This is a genomic window from uncultured Apibacter sp. (assembly GCF_946479295.1).
In the GTDB taxonomy this organism is placed as follows: domain Bacteria; phylum Bacteroidota; class Bacteroidia; order Flavobacteriales; family Weeksellaceae; genus Apibacter.
In genome coordinates, this window is the sequence record NZ_CAMLFD010000008.1 from 73,785 (window position 1) to 94,228 (window position 20,444).

25 protein-coding genes and 2 pseudogenes are annotated in these 20,444 nt (G+C 27.7%); 14 read left to right on the forward strand and 13 right to left on the reverse strand.

Features of this window, described 5'->3' with window-relative positions:
• Positions 1-9 precede the first annotated feature (9 nt).
• Entirely contained in the window at positions 10-642 is a 633-nt protein-coding gene (locus Q0T35_RS06850) for a hypothetical protein (protein WP_295841470.1), read from the reverse strand.
• 245 nt (positions 643-887) lie between these two features.
• Complete coding sequence (locus Q0T35_RS06855) at positions 888-1,079, reverse strand: hypothetical protein (protein ID WP_295841471.1); 192 nt, start codon at positions 1,077-1,079, stop codon at positions 888-890.
• Between the two features lie 57 nt (positions 1,080-1,136).
• Here Q0T35_RS06855 and Q0T35_RS06860 point away from each other — a divergent pair, with 57 nt between their 5' ends.
• From Q0T35_RS06860 to Q0T35_RS06875, 4 genes and pseudogenes are all read left to right on the forward strand, one after another.
• On the forward strand, positions 1,137-1,340 hold the full coding sequence (locus Q0T35_RS06860) for a hypothetical protein (RefSeq protein WP_295841472.1): 204 nt from the start codon (positions 1,137-1,139) through the stop codon (positions 1,338-1,340).
• A gap of 3 nt (positions 1,341-1,343) precedes the next feature.
• Complete coding sequence (locus Q0T35_RS06865) at positions 1,344-1,511, forward strand: hypothetical protein (protein WP_295841473.1); 168 nt, start codon at positions 1,344-1,346, stop codon at positions 1,509-1,511.
• Between the two features lie 621 nt (positions 1,512-2,132).
• Complete coding sequence (locus Q0T35_RS06870; RefSeq protein WP_295811676.1) at positions 2,133-2,363, forward strand: DUF3871 family protein; 231 nt, start codon at positions 2,133-2,135, stop codon at positions 2,361-2,363.
• A pseudogene (locus Q0T35_RS06875) lies at positions 2,364-2,684 on the forward strand (DUF3871 family protein).
• A gap of 27 nt (positions 2,685-2,711) precedes the next feature.
• Here the strand turns inward: Q0T35_RS06875 and Q0T35_RS06880 are convergent.
• Both Q0T35_RS06880 and Q0T35_RS06885 read right to left on the reverse strand, forming a co-directional pair.
• Positions 2,712-3,647, reverse strand: a complete 936-nt coding sequence (locus tag Q0T35_RS06880) for a DNA adenine methylase (protein ID WP_295841475.1) — start codon at positions 3,645-3,647, stop codon at positions 2,712-2,714.
• Entirely contained in the window at positions 3,648-5,204 is a 1,557-nt protein-coding gene (locus Q0T35_RS06885) for a hypothetical protein (RefSeq protein WP_295841476.1), read from the reverse strand.
• A gap of 894 nt (positions 5,205-6,098) precedes the next feature.
• Between Q0T35_RS06885 and Q0T35_RS06890 the strand changes: the two genes are divergently transcribed.
• The 6 genes from Q0T35_RS06890 to Q0T35_RS06915 all read left to right on the forward strand — a co-directional run bounded on the left by Q0T35_RS06890 (position 6,099) and on the right by Q0T35_RS06915 (position 9,725).
• The gene (locus tag Q0T35_RS06890; protein ID WP_295841477.1) at positions 6,099-6,227 is read left to right on the forward strand and encodes a JAB domain-containing protein; all 129 of its coding nucleotides are present in this window, start codon (positions 6,099-6,101) and stop codon (positions 6,225-6,227) included.
• 199 nt (positions 6,228-6,426) lie between these two features.
• Positions 6,427-7,461: a LysM domain-containing protein gene (locus Q0T35_RS06895; protein ID WP_295841478.1), complete on the forward strand. Its 1,035-nt coding sequence runs from the start codon at positions 6,427-6,429 to the stop codon at positions 7,459-7,461.
• Positions 7,458-8,777 (forward strand): PAAR-like protein, encoded by a 1,320-nt coding sequence (locus Q0T35_RS06900; RefSeq protein WP_295841479.1) that lies wholly within the window; start codon positions 7,458-7,460, stop codon positions 8,775-8,777. Before Q0T35_RS06895 ends, Q0T35_RS06900 begins: the two co-directional genes overlap by 4 nt.
• Positions 8,778-8,780: 3 nt before the next feature.
• Entirely contained in the window at positions 8,781-9,272 is a 492-nt protein-coding gene (locus Q0T35_RS06905; RefSeq protein WP_295841480.1) for a hypothetical protein, read from the forward strand.
• Between the two features lie 13 nt (positions 9,273-9,285).
• Positions 9,286-9,558 (forward strand): hypothetical protein, encoded by a 273-nt coding sequence (locus Q0T35_RS06910; RefSeq protein WP_295841481.1) that lies wholly within the window; start codon positions 9,286-9,288, stop codon positions 9,556-9,558.
• A 29-nt stretch (positions 9,559-9,587) separates the two neighbouring features.
• On the forward strand, positions 9,588-9,725 hold the full coding sequence (locus tag Q0T35_RS06915) for a hypothetical protein (protein WP_295841483.1): 138 nt from the start codon (positions 9,588-9,590) through the stop codon (positions 9,723-9,725).
• Positions 9,726-10,177: 452 nt separating this feature from the next.
• On the opposite strand, the gene Q0T35_RS06920 is transcribed toward Q0T35_RS06915, so the two are convergent.
• From Q0T35_RS06920 to Q0T35_RS06955, 8 genes are all read right to left on the reverse strand, one after another.
• Positions 10,178-10,525, reverse strand: coding sequence for a hypothetical protein (locus Q0T35_RS06920; protein WP_295811439.1), 348 nt, complete (start codon positions 10,523-10,525; stop codon positions 10,178-10,180).
• Positions 10,526-10,528: 3 nt separating this feature from the next.
• On the reverse strand, positions 10,529-11,224 hold the full coding sequence (locus Q0T35_RS06925; protein ID WP_295841484.1) for a HEAT repeat domain-containing protein: 696 nt from the start codon (positions 11,222-11,224) through the stop codon (positions 10,529-10,531).
• Positions 11,225-11,269: 45 nt separating this feature from the next.
• Positions 11,270-11,995 (reverse strand): HEAT repeat domain-containing protein, encoded by a 726-nt coding sequence (locus Q0T35_RS06930; protein ID WP_295841485.1) that lies wholly within the window; start codon positions 11,993-11,995, stop codon positions 11,270-11,272.
• 12 nt (positions 11,996-12,007) lie between these two features.
• A complete protein-coding gene (locus Q0T35_RS06935) occupies positions 12,008-12,430 on the reverse strand; it encodes a hypothetical protein (RefSeq protein ID WP_295841486.1) in 423 nt (140 codons plus the stop codon).
• On the reverse strand, positions 12,430-13,854 hold the full coding sequence (locus Q0T35_RS06940) for a PAAR-like protein (RefSeq protein ID WP_295841488.1): 1,425 nt from the start codon (positions 13,852-13,854) through the stop codon (positions 12,430-12,432). The genes Q0T35_RS06935 and Q0T35_RS06940 overlap by 1 nt, the downstream gene beginning before the upstream one ends.
• 4 nt (positions 13,855-13,858) lie before the next feature.
• A complete protein-coding gene (locus tag Q0T35_RS06945) occupies positions 13,859-14,701 on the reverse strand; it encodes a hypothetical protein (protein ID WP_295841489.1) in 843 nt (280 codons plus the stop codon).
• A gap of 1,277 nt (positions 14,702-15,978) precedes the next feature.
• A complete protein-coding gene (locus tag Q0T35_RS06950; protein WP_295811425.1) occupies positions 15,979-16,434 on the reverse strand; it encodes an energy transducer TonB in 456 nt (151 codons plus the stop codon).
• Between the two features lie 158 nt (positions 16,435-16,592).
• Complete coding sequence (locus tag Q0T35_RS06955) at positions 16,593-16,991, reverse strand: helix-turn-helix transcriptional regulator (RefSeq protein ID WP_295841490.1); 399 nt, start codon at positions 16,989-16,991, stop codon at positions 16,593-16,595.
• Positions 16,992-17,137: 146 nt separating this feature from the next.
• Here Q0T35_RS06955 and Q0T35_RS06960 point away from each other — a divergent pair, with 146 nt between their 5' ends.
• Positions 17,138-17,416, forward strand: a complete 279-nt coding sequence (locus Q0T35_RS06960) for a hypothetical protein (protein ID WP_295841492.1) — start codon at positions 17,138-17,140, stop codon at positions 17,414-17,416.
• A 61-nt stretch (positions 17,417-17,477) separates the two neighbouring features.
• On the opposite strand, the pseudogene Q0T35_RS06965 reads toward Q0T35_RS06960, so the two are convergent.
• Positions 17,478-17,726, reverse strand: a pseudogene (locus tag Q0T35_RS06965) (DUF4268 domain-containing protein); the annotation flags it as partial.
• Between the two features lie 992 nt (positions 17,727-18,718).
• Between Q0T35_RS06965 and Q0T35_RS06970 the strand changes: the two are divergent.
• The 3 genes from Q0T35_RS06970 to Q0T35_RS06980 all read left to right on the forward strand — a co-directional run.
• On the forward strand, positions 18,719-19,378 hold the full coding sequence (locus Q0T35_RS06970; protein WP_295841493.1) for a hypothetical protein: 660 nt from the start codon (positions 18,719-18,721) through the stop codon (positions 19,376-19,378).
• A 50-nt stretch (positions 19,379-19,428) separates the two neighbouring features.
• Entirely contained in the window at positions 19,429-20,103 is a 675-nt protein-coding gene (locus Q0T35_RS06975; RefSeq protein ID WP_295841494.1) for a hypothetical protein, read from the forward strand.
• Positions 20,104-20,214: 111 nt separating this feature from the next.
• A partial coding sequence (locus tag Q0T35_RS06980) for a hypothetical protein (protein WP_295841495.1) occupies positions 20,215-20,444 on the forward strand: 230 nt, incomplete at its 3' end.

The following is a 20,444-nucleotide window of genomic DNA, read 5'->3' on the forward strand; positions in this document are numbered from 1 at the left end:
TAATAATTTTCATACAATATAAAATGTGGTATTAGTAAACATGATATTTAATTGCTGTAAGATATAATCTAAATGACGATTCCTCAGTTCATTTCCAATATTCATAATACTTGAATAATCTAATTGAAAACCTCCGTTTAGTCTATAATTTGTACTATATTCATCACTATGTGAAAATACATTACCAATAGCATGCCCAAATTCATGAGCTATCGGGTATTGTCTGTATTTCCGTCCATTTTTAGGACGCACAACTATTTTGGTATCTTCAGTATCTAGGCTTATCACTCTATTTGTCCAATCTACATAACTTAATTCAAATCCTCCAGGGATAATTTTAGTAACATTTACTTTCCAATGCGGAGATATTAATACCCATTTAATGTCAAAATTTACTGTAAAAGTAGAGTTTTTATGTTTTAATGCAAAAGTAGAAGTTCCCCTTACTTTTAATTTGAAGTGTCCACCCCATTTCTTCCAGATTAAACTATCTGCCATTTCATGGAATTTTCTCTTTTCGGTTAAAGTCCAAGAGGTTAATCTGGTAATCCAGTTATATTCCCATCTTTCCTGAATCAGAATAATATTTCTACTTTCCTCAATAAAAATATCCATTCTATCTGTTTGTTTTATATTTGACATAAGCAACTAAAAAATTAAAGAAAAGTAAAAATGTTATCTTTACACAAAGATATTTATTTAATCTAACATAAAATAAATTAATTAATGATAAATTTATCCCTGATTAACCCCTTGTATATAGGGTTAAATAAGGTGAAAATTTGTATTACCTTTAATATATTTAGATTAACAAGCTGGTTAATAATTGATTATTTGATTATTCTGCAATTTTTTTGTATCTTTAAAAGAGTAAAACCTCATCCTCTTTAAGGATTTAGGTTTGTATAATAAAAAAACACTAAAATATCAAGAATTTCCAGTTTCCCAACTTTATTGGATGAATGTAAAAACATAGATATTACTTTTTTAAAGAAAAACGGATATTTATCTTTAAATACTTCACTAAGCGGAGCGATACGATGGAGCAGGAATGGGTTTAATAGTGGTTCTGTTTCCATAGTTTCTTATATATATGATGAAAAACCTTAATAAAACTTTCCTATGTCTATAAGCAAATGGAAAAGGTGGAATATAAAATATATCTAAGTTCTAAACCTTCAAATTTAGAAAAAGGTAAGGTTTGGTATTTTATATGTCCGGCAACTCATAAGTTTTGTAGAAAATTATATGATGGAGGAAGGTATTTTGTACACAGAGAAGCCTTACCGAATGCTTATTATGAAAAACAAACACTTTCACAAAAGAACAGAGATTTATAAAAGATGTTTGAAAAGGTTTTTACTGAAAAGATTTATGATGAATATTACAAAAAATACAGAGAGAAACATTATCAGGGAAAGCTAACTAAAAAAGAAAGTATTTTAAGTAGAAAAATAGATATTGCAGAGAGTTATCCGCCTGGTACGTATGAAAAGTTATTATGTAATTAATAAAAAATCAATTCGTTGTCTAAATGTTGTCTAAAAATAAAAAACCTGTACTTTAAAATACGGGTTTTCAATGATTTGAGTTTTTTAAAAGTGGTCCCACCTGGGCTCGAACCAGGGACCACCTGATTATACAAGTTATTTGTAATCAATAAATTATATCAATATAAATCTTATGAAACCTTAAATATTAATTATGTCTACCTTATCCTGCACCTTTATATTTATATTTGTCCAACTATATATAATACTGGACACAGGACAGATCTGTTCCTGTTCAAGAAATGAGTATCTTAGAATCATAGCATATAATAAAAGGCTTTGATGGCAATAAGTGAATTAAAATGTACAGACAGAAAACACAAAAGGAAATCTCTATTCCCCTTATGCCTAAAAGTACTAACATAATAGAGAAATCAATATCCGAAAATAATTTATTTAATAATACTACATTAAGTATTAATAATCTAATTTCAATAATCTAATTTCTCAAAATAAACAGCTCAAACAATTTATAGTATCCAATAAAGAAGAGGTAAACTTTTTTTATCTGAAAAATGATCGTATTGATCCTTATTATCCAAAGATAATGATAGGACTATTGCTCATCAGGAACTTATAGAAATCTCTCAAGATTGTATAAGTAAGATATTTCCTCATCATAGTTTGGATATTCCTGAGATTCGGGTATTTCTCTCTCATCAGATTAAAAGAAGTATACCAGAACCCATTCATAAAAATGCTAAGGATTTATTAAATCATGAGAAAATCATTTATTATGTAAGGATGTCTTTTATTATCAGGATTATTCTACAGATATTAAAAAAGTATGAAGCAGAGAAACATCTCAATTAGATGAAACAATTGCTTGAATATAGTTTAACGGAGCAGCAGTTTGCTCAATTATTGGGAAAAGCAAGATTATATCAACATTTACCTAAAAAAGAAAAAGAGAACTTATAAATTCCTGAATTGATTTTTAATGATAGTCAGTTTTCTACTATTGCAAAAGATTATTATCAGGAAGAGAGTTTTTGCAGGGATTCAATGGGTGATATTAATTTATGGAAAGTGTATAACTTATTAACTCAAGCAAATAAATCCAGTTATATTGATGCGTTTCTGGAAAGAAATGTAAATGCGTTAAATTTTACTGAAAGTATTCAAAAAACATGATAAATAAGTCCTATCATTGCTTTTGAGTTAGTTAATACCCTGCCTCAGCTTTGAGGTAGGGTTTTTATATATAACCTCTTTTTGTAAAGATTTTTTTATTTTTAATTTAAATTTAGTAGGATTCCAATTTTTAATTTTTGGTACTACAATATTATTACTCCAAAATAATATTTCTTTACCTTCTCTTGCTTTATAGGCTGTATGTTTAAAAGAGAATTCTTTTTTTAAACATTCAGAATATAATAATTGAATTTGAGGAACATTATCATAAGAAACTATCCACCTAATACCTTCAATTGATTTAATTTTCTCACTTACAATTTTATGGTCATCATCTTGATAATAATTCATATAAAGAGAATTTGCTTTTAAATAATAGGGTGGATCAAAATAAAATATAGTATCATTTTGTTCTGCTTCTTGTTGAATTATATCTATTAAATCTATTGCATCTAACTGATATAGAGTTATTTTTTCTCTTTCTGAAGCAATTACTTTAATTCTTTGAATTAATTCTGTTTTATTAAATCTACAATCCATTAAATAATTTCCCTTTTGTTCTATTCCGCCAATCACTCCAGCATTAATTATTCCTGAACGATTTGTTCTGTTTAAATAAAAAGTTGAAAAACCTAATTCTAACAAGCCAATATTTTCTTTATTATTTTGTATTTCTTTTTGTTTTTTCCATTCATTAACTGTTAGTTCTGCATTTTCTATCATTTCACATAATCTATCCGTTTTATTTAAAACAGAATACCAAAAGGCATATATAGATCTATCTTTATCATTTATTGTTATCCTATTTACAAATCCTTCAAATAGTAAAAATAATGCTACAGAAGCTCCACCAGAATATGGTTCAATATAATGTCCATTGATATTATTATCTATACATATTTTAGCTATAAAAGCTGATAATTTATTTTTTCCTCCTGGATATCTTAATGGTGAATAAAACATTTAATCCTCTCTATTAATATTATTGCTCAAAGTTACAAATAATGGTTCTAAATGATTCCACGCTCTTTTATTATGTGATAAATCTACATAAGTTTCTATATTATGGACCGCCAAATCTAAACCATCTTTTATACTATTAATATAATTTTTTAAATTTTTAATTTGTTGCACATCAAAAAATTTATCTAATTCATTATTCATTATATACTCTAGCATTATTTTGAGAGAGGCATTAGAATAATCTTTAGAAGAATTAAATCTTAAAATATTCATAATATTATTTTTATCTATAGAATTGACATTATGCTTTTCATTTAAATATTTAATAAGTGTATCTACTTTATTTTCACTATCTTTTAAATTTTTTTTATTTGTTTTATCCGATAAATTTGCAAATAAATTATTTGTTTTCAAATAAAAATATAGTGATTGTTCTAAATAAGTTCTTAAAAGAAGGGCAAATGAATAATATTTATCATTAGGTAAGTTTTTTAACTCTAAAAATAAATTATCTAATTTTTGATGATTGAAGTGTATTTCTGTTTCATGTGGTATAATTCTTTCAAAAAATGTATTTTTTATTTTTTTTTTTCTCCTAGGAGTTATTTTTCGTTTTTCTTCTTCTAAATCAGCTCTTTGTTTGGTTGATTTACTTATTTCTATTTTTTCTTGAGATACACTAAAATCAAAATTATAATTATTTTTTAACTTATTAATAAATTTTTCTTTATCATCTTCAGTATTAAACTCCCTTGAAAAAGCTTTAGAATCAATTATAATTTCAAATATTACTTTTAATCTTTTTTCAAATTCATCTCTAGGAATATTAATGATTAATGTTCCATTCTCTATGTTAAAATTAATGCCTAAAAGTTTTCTAGCTTCTTCATGAGAATAAAAGCGTTCTAAATTAGTAAAATCAAAATCGTCAATTTCAATTTTTTTATTTTTTTCTTGCTCTAATAAATGTTTTCCTTCTAAAAATAAATTATAAGCTTTAAGGGGTTTTATAATTTTAGATTTAGATTCATTTAAGACTTCTGCTATATCTTCAATAGATAGACCATCTTCATAATACATATCAGCTACAAAAGCATATTGATTTCCTGTTTTCCATTTTTTCAAAGACTCACCTCTATGCCTATCATAGATTAAAGGGTTAGCCAATAATCTATTAGGAGCAATAAAACATCGTAATTTTTTATCAGTAGAAAAATTATTTTTTAATATATTATTAATCAATATATTAGCCTTAGATTTTGTTAAATACTTATTTGGATCTTGCAATAATTTTAAAGCAGCAGTACGCCTATTCCCTTCTAAAACAATTTTTTTATTATTTTCAATACAAATAATAGGTTCTTGCCCTACAAAGTATCCTTCCTCAGATATTTTTTTAGCTAATTCATAAACCTCTTCATTAGTTATAAGAAATTTCATTATTTCAGGCTGATTTAACCTCGTATTTCTGTATTTTAATCTAGGATTATTTAAATCTAAATTAAGTGAATTTAATACAAATTCACTAGACTCCCAAGTAGAATAATCGATATACATAATTTATTTTTTTGAGATGGAAATATTATTAATTAATTTGTTTATAAATATAAATAAATTTATCTGAAAAATTGTAAGAATTTGACCTATCCTAATTAAATACCCCCAGATGAAAGCTGAATCTTTCTGCTCTGGATTTTTGTTTCCTGGTGGTCTTACTAACTCAAAAAACATAAATCAATGGTAAAAATTATCAACTACAAGGAAAGGAAAAGAGAAACGGAACTTCCTTTTTTGTATTAAAAATCTCTGGTGGAATTGAAATGCTGTTAAGCCAGAAAACAGGAAATTATTACGCAACTTCTAAAAAAGCCTATTTATCCTGCACTTTTGATAAACTGGTTTGTCAATCTTTAATTGGTTCATAACTACCAGGAAGTATAGAAAAACAGGAATGTGAACCTTACGAATATACAGTAAAAGATACTGGAGAAATTTTACTTCTTACTCACCGATATACTTATTTTCCTAGTACTAAGCCACCAGCCCCACAAACCCAATCAATTATCCACAAGAAAAATACTTCTTCCTACATTCAAAAGGAATTAACAGAGAATCATGCTTTTTCCCTGGATGAAGAATTAACCGTTTAATTATTAGTATGTCCATTTTTTGTATCCTTATTATATGAGTGTTCCAAAAAGTGGATGTACTTTTTATTTGTTTTAATATGTAAATATCAGAAATTAAAGTGTCCTATACCAATAAGAACCAAGAGAAAATAAAAATAGAGAATTATACTCAATTTTATATGATTTAGATCTATCCATTTGGAATATGAAAACCAATGAACTACAGGAAGAGTTAAAAGTACTTTATTTAAATAGAAACAATCTTGTATTAGGATATTACAGTTTAGCTAAATATGGGATTTCTTCTTGAGATATAAGGCTTATGCTTAGTACTGCTTTAAAAGACTATGCTTCTACAATTGTAGTTATACATAATCATCCAAATAGCAATGTAAATCCTTCTAAAAGTGATTGGAATTTAACAGAGAAAATACAACAGGCTTGTAAATAACTGGATTTAGTATTTGTAGACCATTTAGTAATACCTAAGGAAACTTATTTTAGTTTTTGTAAAAAATCCGAAATTTACTGTTGAATTATATGTGGGAAATTATATTTAAAACTAGTTATCAATATTGATAATATTCTCATCTTCACCTTGAATATGTTTTATTTTATTTTATCTTTGTTTTTAAGTCTTAATTTTATTTATGAGTAATCAAGAATATAAATTATATAAAATACAAAAAGGAGATACTTTAGATAGAATAGCCTCTAACTTAGGTATATCTATAGATGAGTTGAGAGATTTTCATAATAGATATTGTGAACTTTCTGATTTATTAGGAGGAGATAAACTTCCGAGAAATCTATCTTATATTTTAATACCTTCTGAAAGCTCATTTAAAAATGGTATTATAAAATTAGAACTGGAAGATAATAAAAAGAGATATAAAATCACTCAAGATTCTCAATTATTTGTTTTAAATAAGCCTATTACTCATAGTATACAAGAAATAGAATGGAAGGTTTTATACAAGAAGGGATTATATAATCATCAAATAGAAATCAAAGTATTAAAGAAAGAAGAAAAGCAATTAAATTCTCAATGGAACCCCTTATTAGATTTACTAAAAAAATTGAATATTCCTTTTGAAAAATTAGAATTAGAACTCTCTTTAGAAGGGTCTGCAAACAAAATTATAAATCAAAATGAAATTTTAAGCAAGTGGGATAATATAAAATCTAAACTAGAAAATAATCCAGATTTTAATGAAGTTATAAAAACAGGAGATAAAGATTACTCTAATTCTTTACCAGTACTAAGAAAAGATATTTTATTTTCTTTATTTTTTTCTAGATTTTATAATTCTGAAAAAATTTACAACCAGTCTTCAGTTATAGAGAATGATAAACCCATATACTCGGTGCTATTTTCGGGTATAGAAAGTAAAGCCGATATAAAACAAATTATATATAAAAAGGATTTGCACAATGTTTATTTTAAACAACAATTTATAAACATACGGAGTAAACTCTCTGAAATAAAATCTTTATATAAAAGTCAGTTTGAAAAATTCACAGGTATTGATGCGGATAAAATAAACTACTCATTGTCTTGTACCTCAGATTCTATTTTATCTTTAAAATATGGAAATCTGATTAGTTCTAATGCTTTATTTATAGAAAAAGTCCATGAAAAACTTTATTACACATCCAATATTAAAATAGAAGAAATAGTATGACACAATTATATGTCCCCGATAAAGTATGGTTAGTATGTTCAGATGGAATGAACAAACAACCCATTAAAGTAACAAGTCAACAAACTGTAAAAATTGCAGGAGGTAGGTTAGCGGCTACTAAAGAGGATAGAACTAATGGGAATTTTATTTGTGGGAAAATGTTAGTTGCTGGTGCCATAGTAGGAGCAGCTATAGCAGCTCTTACTATCTCTACAGGAGGACTTGGAGGAATTATTTTGGGAACTGTTCTTGCAACAGCAGGAGGAGCAGCAACAGGAACTCTTATAAGTATGGCACCTTGTTTTTGTGCCTTAGCTACTATGCCGAATGACTGGATAGGTTATCATCCTAAAGTGAAATATGGAGGGCACAATCCCCTATTAGAAAATGCTACTTTATCTTGTGTGTTAGGTGGAAAAATTGAGATTATTTATTTTGAAGAATTTGCAGATGTTAGGTTATCTGAGATTAGAAAGAATGTAGCTATGGAAGCTGGAATACAAGCGTTAAAGGTAACTGCATTTTTACGTTTTCCTAAAACTTTTATTTCAGCAAATGTAATAGCAAATGTTGGATTACATTTTTATACTGGAGACAATGCTCATAAATTGAAAGAAATCTTATTTGCTATTAATCACCCTAATGAAACACTAAAAGTTAAGAATCCATTGGGAGATAAATATTCAATTACTGAAAACTCTATCCGATTTCAACAATACCTTACAGATAAAAAATACTTACCTAAATTAACAGAATCTTATCAAGATGACACTTCTCAATTTCTTATACATGAACAATCTAGTATGAGTAAGAATGATGATACAAGATTTGAGGGAACACAAGGCAATGCTTTTCGACATACCCTTTGGCAAGCTTCTATAACTAAAGATTTTAATGAAGTAATAGCCAAAAAAGTTGGAGATTCACACGAGGATAATGCCAATCCTACATATCAAAAAAATGGTTATAAAAGTGTTTCGGATGCGGATAATTATGCTGATTTACAGAATAATATAATAGGAAGAGAAATAGGCTCTCAATACCCTAATGCGCCTATGAATGAACTGGCTGATAAAGTTTTAGACTATTACTATGAAAATGGATTATGGGAAGCGAAAAAAACAGGAGATGGAATGTGGCAAGCTATACAAACCCAATTACCTAAAGAACAATATGATGAGCTTAAACAGGCTGTAGGCACTATGAATCGTTATGGATATTTTGAAAATACTTTTGATTATGTTTTAAAGAGGTTAGGTGTTAGCGAAGAAGATATAGATTGGTTCAAAACAATACCTAAAGCCAAAAATTATTAGTTTATGAAAAAAATCATACTATTACAAGCTATGTTATTATCATTAATAAGTTGTAATAAAACTCCATTAAAAAAAACAGCAGATTATATAAAAGAAAATCACTCAAAAACTGTGATTTTATCAGATTTCACTAATTTTAAATGGGATGAAACTTGGTTAATTAGTGGAAGTATAGGTGGAGATTATATCAAATTAATGAAAGAACAAAATATTAATGTAAAAAAAATAGAAAATTCTAAAAATACGGAATATGGAATAAGTAAAGATTATTTTAATACTATAGTGTATGTATATAATAAAGAAGTTGTTTATTATGAGTTTCCCCCAGATACCAGAGAAATTTTTTCCTTAGCTCCAGAACAGCCATCTGCACTTTTAGATTTTAAAATCTCAAGGGGGCAGATTATAGTTCTTTCTAAGGATAATTCTATATGTAATGTAGAAGATGGGGAATTAGTTCCAATTAATCCTATTAAAATATATCAAATAGAATGATAATTAATATAAGATGAATAGAAATTTAATAATATCTATTTTAACAATTTTTCTTTTATTCAATTGTAAGAAATCTGTTGCAGAAAAAATAGAAACTTTTATTGATAAAAATAATACAGATGTTTTAATTTTTTCAAAGTTTACGGATTTTGAATGGGATTATTTATGGATTACTACGACAAGGGATATAGAAACAGTAAAGTCAACAATGCAAGAGAAAAATATAGATTCTAGCTATTTAGAAAAGTTAGATATATTGAAAAAACGGAATCATGGATTCAAATAATGATTTTTACTACTAAAAATAAAGATAGAATGAATGATTCTGGGAGTTTTGAGCATGTTGAAACTACATATTCAGATAAGGGAGATTATCTTTTAGTACAGATGAGGTTCAGAGTTAAGAATGCTTTTGGAATAAACCTAATTTTAAGAACAATAAAGATTGTATAAAAGAAATTTTTAAAGTCGCAAATATGTTTATATTTTGTTGTTATACTGAATTAACTTATCAAGAAATGAGTATCTTAGATTTCAAGCATATAAAAAAAGGCTTTGATGGCAATAAGTGGATTAAAATGTACAATTTCTTTCATAACGAAAAATTATTACATATTGGTTTACTCAAATCTTTAATATGTTTTTACTTTAAATTTTTTAAAAGGTTAGCAATTTCATTATCATTCCTATAGTATAAAAAATAAAACTCATGTATTTTATCTATTCTTTTTTCTCAAATACTCCTGATATAATTTTTCTTCCAGTATTTTCCATTCTTCTTCTGTATAGTATTTCCCTTTATAAATTTTATAAGGTTGATTTTTGGGAATAGAGTCAACAGAAGGAGGAATTATATTTTTTATTTCTTTTTGTTCAGAACTATCTAATTTGGCAATTATTACTTTTTAAATTCCTAATTTATCATCTAAACTTTCATTCATTATATCTACTTTTATCATCCCTGCAAACTGCACTACTTCATTAAGTTCATATACCCGCTTTATCATCTCTATACATTCATCATAATCTGCATATTTCTGATAATTGATAAAATCAGGTGGCTTGGGAATATCTACCAACCATTTATCCTGACTTATCCAAGCAAACTGAATACATCTTTCTTCGGAATCTTCTATTCCGAAAAATGTTCCTTCAACATCTGTCAAATAATAAAATTCTTCTAATGCTTCTTCTAAATCTAAATCATCATCTACACTATTGTCAAGTTCTGGGTCAAATGAAAATATTTTCATATTTTAACTTAAAAATTTATTTATTGCTTTTATTGCTTTAGGTTTAGCTATATCTAAATTCCCTATCATCCCTTCTGTCATGGATTCTCTAATTCCTAGTTTGGTTTTTAATAAATCCTGAACACAGGCAATTATAGCTTTTGCTACTTCCACATCTTCTTCTGTATTCAAAGCATTCCAATAAGCTAAAATTATTTTCTTTTTAAGTTTAGCATGATTAAAAAAGATTTGTCTTAATGCTGTAGCGGCATAAAGTCTTAATTGATGTTCATCATTTTTCATCATCTCTTTTTCTAGAACAGGTATATCTTCGCTATTCCCCAGCCAGCCAATAACAATTATTCCATAATATTGTTGTTTGTAATTCTTACTTTTAAGAAATTCTAAAGCAATGGGTTTAACTTCCTGACATTCCATTACTCCCAAAATAAATAGGGCTTCTGCTTTTAAATCTGGATCTTTTTCTGTATGTAATTTCTCTAATAAAAATTCTTTTCCTGCTTCTCCATGTTCATCGAAGATTCCTCTTACATCATAGAATAAATATAAATTATCTTGTTTTTTTAGTATATTATAATGGAATTCTAATGTATTTATATCATTTAATTTTGAAAGTTCATTAGTTAATTCTATAGATTTAATTTCGTCATAATTTTTTTGTAATTCTGTATATAATTCTTTTATTTCGTTTAAAGTCATAGTTAAATTATTTATATCCTTGGGTATAATCCTGATAGAAAACTTTCATTTTAACCCTAATTTTTGTATTACCTTTTCTTTGGCTTTAAATACATCTCCTGTAATTCTCCGTTCATCAATTCTTTCCTGCAATCCAAATTTCCTTTTTAATAAATCTTGTATTACAATAATAATCATACTTAGTGTTTCTTCTGAATTTTCATTTACTAAGGCTGAATACAAGTAAGGTAAAATATCTTCACTAGTAGCTCTTTTCTTAAACCATATCTGTCTCATAGCGGTTGCTGCATACCCTCTCAGCTCATCATTAGGTTCATTGATTAATCTTTCATTAAGGATAGGTAAATCATTTTTATTTCCTAACCAGCCTAAAACAATAATACAGCGATAACGTATATTACCATTTTCTGACTTGATATTATTCTTTACATAGGGTAATACCTCAGAAGAACCTATCCCTCCTAATAACTGGATAGTATCAGCCTTCAATAATATATCTTTCTCGGTTTTTAGTTTGTCTAATAGAAAAGGTTCTATAATTTCTTTAGGTCTTTCATCAAATGATGCTCTTATTCTATTATATAAATCAGGTATTTCCTTATCTCTTAATAATAAATAATGAAAATTTAACATTGATTCTTCATTTTTTTCTAATAACTTTTTGATAAAAGCTCTTGATTTAGTTATTTGTTCAACTTCATTTAGCTTCTTAAGATTATTATATTCTTTTTGTAATTCTGTATATAGTTTTTTTAATTCTTCTAAAGTCATAATTAAAATTATTTAATAATAAATTTTCTTCCATCTTTTGTATCTATTTTCAATAATATTTTTAATCTTTTCATAATTTTCCCAATTATCAGATTCATGGAAAATAGTTTCATTATTATCATTACAAGCATTAGCATAATCATCATAATATTGTCCTGATTCATAATATTTTTCAGCAAAACGATTAGCTTCTTCATTTAAATCATAAGATGTTAATTTATAATCACAACATTCCTTAATAAATTGAGCTCCTGTTATATTTCGTTCTCTAAATTTATAAAGATCATTACTACAATCTTCTTTTAAAAGCTCACTTTCAAATCCTTTATCAATAACCCAGCCTATGAACATTCCCATATGAGTTAATGCAGCTTCTTCAGATAAATCTGAAGGAAAAGAATCGTTTATATGCCAACTATAATCGTCATATTTCATTACTTTCTAATTTCTGTTTCTATTTTTATTGTTTTATTCTTTAAATCTTTAGGAGCATTCTTACCAATAATCTTTCCCCCATCTTTTACCATTGATTCATCCTTTAAAACTTGAGAGGGAGTTCGTTTCGCATTTCCACTTTTAACTTCTATGGCTTTAATCTTTTTGGTATCCTTTTCCTCTATTAAATGGTCTACTATTCTTCTAGTATGTTTCGTTTTAACTGAAACTTGACTGCCTTTTACATTATGTCCTTCTTTAATTAATTCATTCTTTACTTCATTTTCGCGTTTTAATCCATTTTGTATATTTTTCTTTAATAAATTACTTTTATCACTTTTCACAGTATTTTTAGAATTTCCTTTTACTTTGGGGACATCTACATATCTCCCTGTCTTCTCATCATATAATTGTCCTATTGAATTTCTCTTCGTTCCAGGAGGGTCTAAATCATCAGCTATCTTTTCAATTTTTTTACCTACTTTTATCACACTTCCCATCCTGATTCTTTCCAGAACCTTGGTAAAATTAGCAGACAGTTGCGCCAGTCTTTCTGCTCCTATCAACGCCTTTGCTCCTGTAGTAGCTCCTTTTACGGCTACTCCTGCTCCTTTAGTTCCCATTAAGGCTTCTGCTATGGCATATTGAAGTTGTCCGTAAGTTTCCCCTACTTCCCCCATATTACCCCTTTTAACATCTTCCCAGGCATTTCCTACTGTATCTTTTATCCCTTCTACTAAATTATCTTTGGTCTGCTTAAAATCTGTTCCATATAAATTATCCAACATTCCAAGGGTAGTATCTCCCATCAATGTTCCTGTTACCGGACTGGAATAGGCAGCTCCAATAACCGCTAATTTACCCATTCCCACCCAGGTTTCTTTTTTCCACATATCAGAGGAAAGGAAATTCCATGTGCTTTCCATTCCTTTCTTAAATCCTCGCCCTACCCCTTCTGTAAATTTATCATCATCTTTGCAAAATAAATCAATAACCTGTCCGAAAGGAGTAGTTAAAGCAGTGCCTAAAATCTGGGAAGATAAACTTTCTTTTACAAAAGCACTTTCATTCTGGTTTTCATTAGCTAATCCTGCTTCGTATTTGCTAAAGTATATTTTTATAATTCCTTGTCCTTCTTTACAAAGACCTTCGGAATGCTCCAATAGTGCTTTGCTATTATTGATAGAGCCTTTCTCTTTTACTTTTGTCCATTGTATCTCTTCAAATTTACAAGCTCCGCAGGTCTTACATGTACCAAAGGATAAAATATTAATCCCAAATTTATTATCTGCATCTGTACATGCTTTTACCCCATAAAAATATACATTCCTATCTGGACTTCCTAACAACTGGGTTACTATTTTTCCTTTATCACAAACTAAATAAACTCCTTCGGGAACAAATTTTTTATTTTCGTCAGACATAAAACTATGTTTTTAAATGATAATGGAGGGTTTCTTTTTTTTCATGGAATCCTTGTATTCCAAAACTATACAGATAATCTGCTGTTTCATAGTTTAACCTATGGTCTAATGTATATTTTTCTTGGGTATAAAGAGCTACATCGGAAGGTTTTACCTGATTATCTACTAAATTAGAACAAGCCTGTAAAAAACGGTCTTTTTCGTTATCTTGTTCCATTCTTTTAAAATCAACATTTCCTTTAATTTCTACTTTGTATTTATCTCCTTCTTTTCTCCAGTAAATAGTTTCGGTTATGGGAAAACTTACAGAAAATATGGGTTCAGGGCAATTTCGTGTCCTTGTAATTTCATGCCGTATAGTAGTACTTCTGATAATGGGTTTTAATCCTGTAAAGAAAACCCTGCTGATTCCTTTATAAAAAATAGATTTCCGTAGTTTTTCTTCTTTTTGAAGGTTGGCTTCATAGTTTTCTACAAGGGTTTCTATATTGGGTACATTTTTGTATTTCTCCAGCAATAAGGGTTTTTGTTGTTGGTATTTTTGAAAAATATCCTCAAGGTTACATATTTTTTCTACATATTCTTTAGAGTCTAATTGTACTTGTAAATCAGAGGTTATAGTAAAGAAATCTTGTGCTAATTCATATACTATTGCTTTTGCTGACTGTGAAAAATTGGTTATTTTATAATCGGTAAAATCTCTATTCTCTTTATAATAAACATCTGCTTTAAAGTGGTTTTCTGTATAATTTTCTCCATGTTTATATTTTGAGGTTCCTTGTACTTTATAATTGTAACAAGGGGCTGAGTAATAAAAATGTTTATCTTGGCTAGTAGGAAATCTCATGGTTTTTAGTTTGTAAAATACAGGCTAAATTTAGTGCTTTTTTATATAAAATAATAAGTGATCTATTATTTATTATTTAAAGTATTTAATTTTAAAGGGTTTTGTTATGATAATATAACAAAATTAAAAGTGTTTTAATAACAGGGAATTGATTATTTGAAAATACTTTAAGTTTAGATAAACAATATTATATATTATAAAATTTTTTATCAAAAATTTATCTATATGATTATACGAGCCTACCCTACTAAACTTCTCCGACACTTCTTAGGGAGACAATCTCACCCCGCCACTTTTATAGGAAATTAAAACATTTCCAGACAGTATAAAAATTCAGTATGAAAGCTAAATCATTTTTTCTCTGAATTTTTGTTTCCTGGCAGTATTTTTTCCCTTTTAAATAAACCAGATAAATATTTATTAACCTAATAGATTTATAAATTATAGGCATAACAACTTTTATACGTACCGGATGGCTAGCTTTCCTCATTATCTATTTTTTTCTTAAAATAATTTCTTTTTTAGTTAGCTATCCCTTGTAATATTTCTTTCTGTATTTTTTATAATATTCATCATAAATTATATCAGCAAAAACCTTTTCAAACATCTTTAATAAATGTCCGTTCTTTTGGGAAAGTATTTGTTTTTCATAGTAAGTGTTAAATATAGCTTTTCTGTTTACAAAATATCTTCCCCCATCATATAATTTTCTGTAAAGTTTATGAGATACCGAACATGTAAAATACGAAATTTTACCTTTTATTTTTACAGCTTACATATATTTTTATATTCTACCTCTACCGTTTATTTATAGATATAGAAAAGTTTTATATATGTTCTTTTCTTCTTATATACCAAGAAACTCTGGAAATAGAGCGGTGTATTCCCCCCATTCTTACTCCATTGTATGTACCGTTATGCTTAATGAAGCATAAAGCTAAATATCCGTTTTTGTTTAAAAATTAATCTTTTTTGTCTTACTTTCATTTAATAAATTTGTAAAACTGCAAATCCTTGACATTTTTAGTGTTTTTTCGTTATACAAACCTAAATCTTTAAGAATAATGTGGATTTTATTCTTTTTTAAAGATCGAAAAAAATTACAGGATTATCAATGTTTATTTAAGACGTTAAATAAGAATAAAGATAATAATATAACTTTTTCACCTTATTTAATCCTATATGAAAAAAATTTATAAGGATGAATTTTTGTTATTTATCGTAAAGTAAATTGTAACTATTATTATATTTTAATGCTACTAGGATGAGTTTATTATTTATTCGGGGGATTGAATGGGATCTTCAGGTACACTAATTACAACTGTTAAATAAGTCTTAGCTGGTTCTCCATTAATAGTAGCAGGTTTCCACTTACCATTAGTTTTTTTAATAGCTTCTATACAATTTTCATCCAATCTGTTTGCTAAATTTTTACTAATTACTTTAATATCAGATATAGAACCATCTTCTTCAACTACAAATCGCAACGCCACCTTCTCTTTTGTCTTCTTATCTAAATCAAAACATTGTCCAACATATCTATTAAAATTCCCTTCCGTAAATTCTGCTTCTTCTATTATGTCACAATAATAATTTTCATCTATAATTGGCGGGAAAGAAAATATAGGAGTAGCTTTGTTATCTTCCAAGTCTTTTGACGTATTTGTTTTTTCCTGTCCAAAACAAAAAACATTAATACTTACTAAAAGCATAAGGACAAACAACTTTTTCATTTGTAGAATTTTCTTCAAAGTTAATGGTTTAATAATTGCCTCAAACTGCTTATTAAAAAGTTTCTGATAACAAGGTTATGATAACTGCTTTAGCATCCAAACAAATTTTATACTTACACGAAATATAATTTGAAAAGATTTTACTATTTTTTTGTTGTTTACTTATTTAACAGCTTCTCTATTAGTTCGTTTTTTTCCTGAATTATGCGCTCGTAAAGGGCTTCTTTTTCCGCATAAAGCTCTACTATTTTATCTATAGGATTGAAATTGATGGTAAGACCTATAGAAGCATCATGATTATTAAATGTATTTGCTACTAAATTCAAAGCTCCTTCATCATTATAATTTTCTATGGCTTCTACCGGAATTTTAAGTATCTGAGCTATTTTTTGCAGGATATCTTTTTCTATTTCTTCCTTTGCCTCTAGCTTAGACATCGTAGCTTGGGTTATGTTTAATTCTACAGCTAGAGTATCTTGTTTTACACCCAGCATTTCCCGTAGTCTTTTTACATTTCTCCCGTGGTGAACTTTTTTAGGCTCTATAGGTGTGTTCATGGTTTATCGCTTTCTTGTATAAGTTACAAAAGTAGGAAATAATACGCTAAAAATAAGACATTCTTATTTTGGGAATTTTATTTTCCAATACAGAATATTTTATCTTATTCTTTTATCATTACTTTGTCTGCATAAAGATACTAAAAATGAATATAGAATTCAATACAGAAATACAGGACTATATCAAGGATCTAAAGAAAGACCGTACCCTGCGTTTTATGAATACAGGAACTACTAATTATAAGCAATTGGGATTTACCTTGCTTTCGCTACTCAATACCTGTCAAACGCATTTATTTTCTTTGGAAAATAAGACCACAACGGAAGAGGAAAAAGAAGAAGTGAGGATTGATATTTACAATCTGCTGGAAATAGCTAAACACTTCTCCCCCACATCGAATTTGAATTTTTGGATAGAGTGCTGAGAAATTAAAATTTAAAAAGTTAACATATTAACCAAAGGTTTAGTAGCATTTTCTAGCTTTTTTATAGTATCAATAGCTCGTAATGATATAGCCATTCTACTTCCTCATTCTTATATCCGTCATTGGTAAAATCTTTTATAAGAGCACACATTCGAGTGCCGTATTGGTTCGCGCAAACCAATGTATCACCCATTTTCTTTTCTATAGTATCTTTTTCTTTATAAAGTTGTTTAAAAATCTCAATATTTTCCAATTCGGAATTTTTTCCCCTGTCAATTCGTAATTCTAACCTCATGCTGTTCTTGTTTACCCAAAACGTATACTAGTATACTTCTTTTTCATGCTCCTACACCAACCCAACTATCTTTGGTAGGAGATATTGAATTAAAAATTGATAGCTTTTATTCTTTTGCTATAAAAAACGTCATAAATTTTAACCATAGAATATGTTTTGTCTTTCGCTTCTTGTCTTTTTAATTTTCCCTAACTCTTTAGCTTCAACACTTGGCCAGAATATTATGGTAAATAAAGGTGCTGGATGAGAATCACCTATTTTCTTTTCCAGTATCTTAAAAGGTACTTCCTGATGGTAGTTGATGATTTTTTCTTTTCCTAATCCAGTCGAATGTAAACATTTATCTAATTTTTATTAGTACAAAAATTGAAAATATAGGAATTAGCCTATACTATATATACATTTTCTTTATTACCTCGAGAGTAATAAGTAAAATGGATAATGGATATTACTCAATTGTATTTACCATATTTTAATCTTCTGTAGTAAAGAAAACATTCAGCTCACATTCAATTCCCTTCTCTTTTAAAGATTTATATGACGAATAGATATATCCATAAATTGCATTCCAACGCTTATATCATTTGAAATTTAATTTAAAATGAAAAAAATTGAAACACTACTAGGGAGTTAGCTCATCAATAGTAAAGAATTTACACCCTATTAGTAAAAAATAATTGTTTAGAATTGTCGTAAATTTTCTTAGTAGTAACTAAAGAAGTTCTTGTCAATCGTTTTAATTTAAAAATATTAAAATCATACTTTTTCATTTAATTTCAATAGCTTTATCATTGATTATTATATGTAACTAATTGATAATTATATTTATTTCGTTTGTTTTTAGTAAGGGTTTGAATAACATATTGATTTAATAAGGTGGAGTCCTGTTCCGCTACTAAGTAAGGGAAAATGTGCTAAAAGATATGGATGGAAATCCACTTTCTGGTAAGGAAGATAATTGACATCATCATAAGCAAAGCAAATGTTCCTTTTTGGAAGTTAAGACTATGAATAAAACAACAAAAGACGAAGTTATATCCGATATAGCTAAAGTAATTGGCCCTTTGTTTGAACAAAAAGGTTTTGTGCAAAAGAAAAATATATTTCAATTTCATGATACTAACACTAACAATATATATCAATATGAAATACTTCTTTCAAAGGCAAAAGGCTATTTTTCACTGCATTTACGCCTAAATTTATTGAATAAACCATTTATGAAAGAAGTAAATAAAGTACTTAAAAAAGTATGGTTAGATGAAGATTTTATTCGTCTAGAAGACAGTAGTGATGAAATGATAAAATACGCAATGAAGCTAAGACTTAGCAATTTTAGGTTAAGAATGTTAACTGATTGGCGCGATTTTAAAGAGGAAAATGAATCTTTGTCTGACTTTAGGGATCGATTTTCTATTTGGATGTGTGTCTTTGATGATATTAATGAAATCCCTAATTGGAAAGCGCAACTAGTGCAAAGTGTTTTATTTACTGAAAAATGGATTTCGGATATTCAATCTAATCCGGAACAATGGATTATTAATAATACATGCTATTCTGCTCTGTACCTTTTGAAAAAACAAAACCGAATTATCGAATTAGATGGAAAATATTATTATTTATTAGCAAGAAATAACAATGATGATGAGCTTAATTTCTTCTATTTTTAACTAAATCGTAAAAGCTAAGCGAAACAGGAAGTTTCGGCTCAAGTAAGACAATGAATAAAACACCAAAAGACGAAGTTATATCCGATATAGCAAAAGTAATTGGACCTTTGTTTGAAAAAAAAGGTTTTGTGCAAAAGAAAAATATATTTGAATTTCATGATATTAACACGAACAACATATATCAATATGAAATACTTCTTTCAAAGGCAAAAGGCTATTTTTCACTGCATTTACGCCTAAATTTATTGAATAAACCATTTATGAAAGAAGTAAATAAAGTACTTAAAAAAGTATGGTTAGATGAAGATTTTATTCGTCTAGAAGACAGTAGTGATGAAATGATAAAATACGCAATGAAGATAAGAACTAGCAATTTCTACTTAAGTATGGTAACGGATTGGCGCGATTTTAAAGAGGAAAATGAATCTTTGGCTGACTTTAGGGATCGATTTTCTATTTGGATCTGTGTATTTGATGATATTAATGAAATCCCTAATTGGAAAGCGCAACTAGTGCAAAGTGTTTTATTTACTGAAAAATGGATTTCGGATATTCAATCTAATCCGGAACAATGGATTATTAATAATACATATTATTCTGCTCTGTACCTTTTGAAAAAACAAAACCGAATTATCGAATTGGATGAAAAATATAATTATTTATTAGCAAGAAATAACTCTGATGATGAGCTTATTTTCTTTTATAAGTATTTAACTGAATCGTAAAAACTAAGTGAAACAGGAAGTTTCGACTCAAGTAAGACAATGAATTATTGGGTGCTCTTCATTGTCGTCAATTATTTAAAAATGCATCTTCTACTATGAAAAATGACTACAATGAATAAAACACCAAAAGACGAAGTTATATCCGATATAGCTAAAGTAATTGGACCTTTGTTTGAAAAAAAAGGTTTTGTGCAAAAGAAAAACATATTTGAATTTCATGATACTAACACGAACAACATATATCAATATGAAATACTTCTTTCAAAGGCAAAAGGCTATTTTTCATTGCATTTACGCCTAAATTTATTGAATAAACCATTTATGAAAGAAGTAAATAAAGT